This is a genomic window from Bifidobacterium amazonense (assembly GCF_018555435.2).
Lineage (GTDB): Bacteria > Actinomycetota > Actinomycetes > Actinomycetales > Bifidobacteriaceae > Bifidobacterium > Bifidobacterium amazonense.
Window position 1 is genome coordinate 1 of record NZ_JAFEJT020000117.1, and the last position, 2,293, is coordinate 2,293.

Sequence of the window (2,293 nt, forward strand, 5' to 3'; positions counted from 1 at the left end):
AGCGCGCTGCTCGTCTCGCAGAATGTGGGCAAAATGTGGGCAGACGATCTCACGGAAGCCTCGTAGCCCTTGCGGCAGTAGGGGTTACGGCTTTCGTATCCGCGGGTTCAAATCCCGCTGGTCCGACGATAATGGCGGAGTTCCAAGGGCTGTAGGTCCTTGGAATTCCGTTTTTTCGTTATGCGGCGCCGATCGGTGCGAAGTCGCGTATCCGTCTGCCTGCCGGGATTCGATGCCGATGACCCACCTGCCACGCTCCTTGGCGCTGGATATCGGGCTTGTGACATTGGAATTCACAATCTCTTCACATTTGTTTTGCCGGGGCTCGCCGGACTTGCCTTCGGATCGAGCATCGTGGACATAATCGCGCTTTGCGCAGCGTAGACCCGGCATCCTCGTCCCCGCGAGCAAAGCATGCCGCCGATGTGCGTGCGATCGATCGCCTGTCGTGATACGGGAAACCGTCCCGAGACGATCATCCTGCAATGATCGGCGTCATGCCGCTGCTCACCGGAATCAAATGCCTATGAATGCTCTTCGCCACTGCATATGACGATCCGACGGACTTAATCACACGTGTGTTTTAATTCCAGGGACCAGATGCAATCCACATGGCAGGAGATGCGCACTGGTTCCGATGAACTCCGGTGCGGAGGGCGTGTCAGGGGCGGCTCCGAAAGCCATGGGCATGTACATGCGGTCATCGTTGTATCCATGTGACCCCGATCCGGCCCTGAAATCGTATTGGAGAGACGATGGAGCCAAGCGAGGCTCCGGCCGCTTCGGCCAAGGTCTTTGCGCCGGAAAGCTTTACCATGCCCAGACTCGTGTGCAAGGAGTCAGGATGACCGAAGACAACGACGTTCTGTACTTCGAACAGATCGGTCCGCCGTCGGAGGGCACCACCGACTGGGAGGCCCGCTGCGAGGCTGATATCCGCCGGGGGATTCTCTATCGTGAATCCGTTAACGACTCTGGGCGTGAAAACCTTTTCTCCCCTGTATTCCGTGTCATGGAGTGTGCATGAGCGTTGCCGCCGTCCATCCTTGCCGCCAATCTGGAAGTCGTCGCTGTCCCGACTGTTCCGAAAGGCGCTCGCAGGCATCATGGCTGATTACAAGGGCATCCCGCTCGTCCCGCTTCCCGAATTCGTGCGTGCCGCGCGCGAATGCGAGATGCTGGTGATGGATACCGAGACGACCGGTCTGGGCGCAGACGCCCAAGTGATCGAGATCGGCGCGATACTGCTGCGCAACGGCGAGCCGTGGCTGGCTTGCGATGAACTGCTGGACCCGGGATGCGACCTGCCGGCGGGCATCACTGCGCTTACCGGGATCCGTGAATCGGATTTGGTGGGAAAGCCGTTTTCGCAGGATATGTGCAGGTTGTTCTGCGAGGCGATCACCCCGGACATCGTGGTGCTCGGCCATAACATCCGATTTGATCTGCGCATGCTGGGCGGGAGCCATCACGCGATGCTGCAGTATGCGGCGATGTGCGAGGATACGTTGGATCTGTCGCGCTCGCTGATGCCGAACGCCCCGTCGCATTCGTTGCAGGCCGTCATGCGGCTGTTGGGATTCGATGAGGTCGAGGAGCATCGTGCGCTGTCGGATGCCTGGTGGACGTGGCGTTGCTGGGATAGGCTCACCGATCTGCGTGAGCCGATCGTGCTCAGCCCGCATGAGATCGGCATGGAACGTGTCCGTCTTGGCGAGGATCGTCGTCGCAAGTCCGGGGGATTCCTTCATGGGAGCCGCTCGGCCGGTCGCGGATGCGAGCCGGTGAATGAAAAGCCGTCGCTTGATCTGCCGGTGTTGGCGACGTACGAATGCGGCGTGAACGTCAGCCATCTGACCAATCGTCACCTGTTGGCCGCGTATGGGTACGACGCATGGCTGTGGGTCCGCGTCGAACGTGGTGTTGGCGAGGGGCCGACGGCGGGTCTGCCGACCTACTGGACGTGGCTGGACGGGCATCGCATGGGCGATATCACGCCGTTGCAGATGGCGCGTCACTGCGGTCAGGTGCCCGGCGGCCACGCGTTGATGATCGCGCATGTCCCCGATCGGAAGGCCGATCGGGAGAGGGGAGTGCATGGGCTGCGCATACAACTGCCCGCTCCGCACGAGGCGCGTGATCCGGAGGAGTACTGATGTGACTTGTTGTGGTGGTTGTGGGTTGTGCGACACGCTGGTGGTTGGTGTTTTTTGGGTTTTTTGGGTGGTGTTGGTGGGTGGTGTGGTTGGTGTGTGGTGTGTTTTGGTTGTTTTCGACACGCCGATGGATGTCT

General features: G+C 60.3%; 2 protein-coding genes. Both read left to right on the forward strand.

Annotated elements, in window-relative coordinates; genetic code table 11:
- Nucleotides 1-844: 844 nt before the first annotated feature.
- Nucleotides 845-1,027, forward strand: a complete 183-nt coding sequence (locus JS533_RS13520; protein ID WP_241515334.1) for a hypothetical protein — start codon at nt 845-847, stop codon at nt 1,025-1,027.
- A complete protein-coding gene (locus JS533_RS13525; RefSeq protein WP_241515336.1) occupies nt 957-2,156 on the forward strand; it encodes a 3'-5' exonuclease in 1,200 nt (399 codons plus the stop codon). Before JS533_RS13520 ends, JS533_RS13525 begins: the two co-directional genes overlap by 71 nt.
- Nucleotides 2,157-2,293 lie beyond the last annotated feature (137 nt).

Excerpts from the sequence above, each read along its gene's own strand:
- JS533_RS13520 (WP_241515334.1), top strand. The coding sequence starts at position 845 with ATGACCGAAGACAACGACGTTCTGTACTTCGAACAGATCGGTCCGCCG.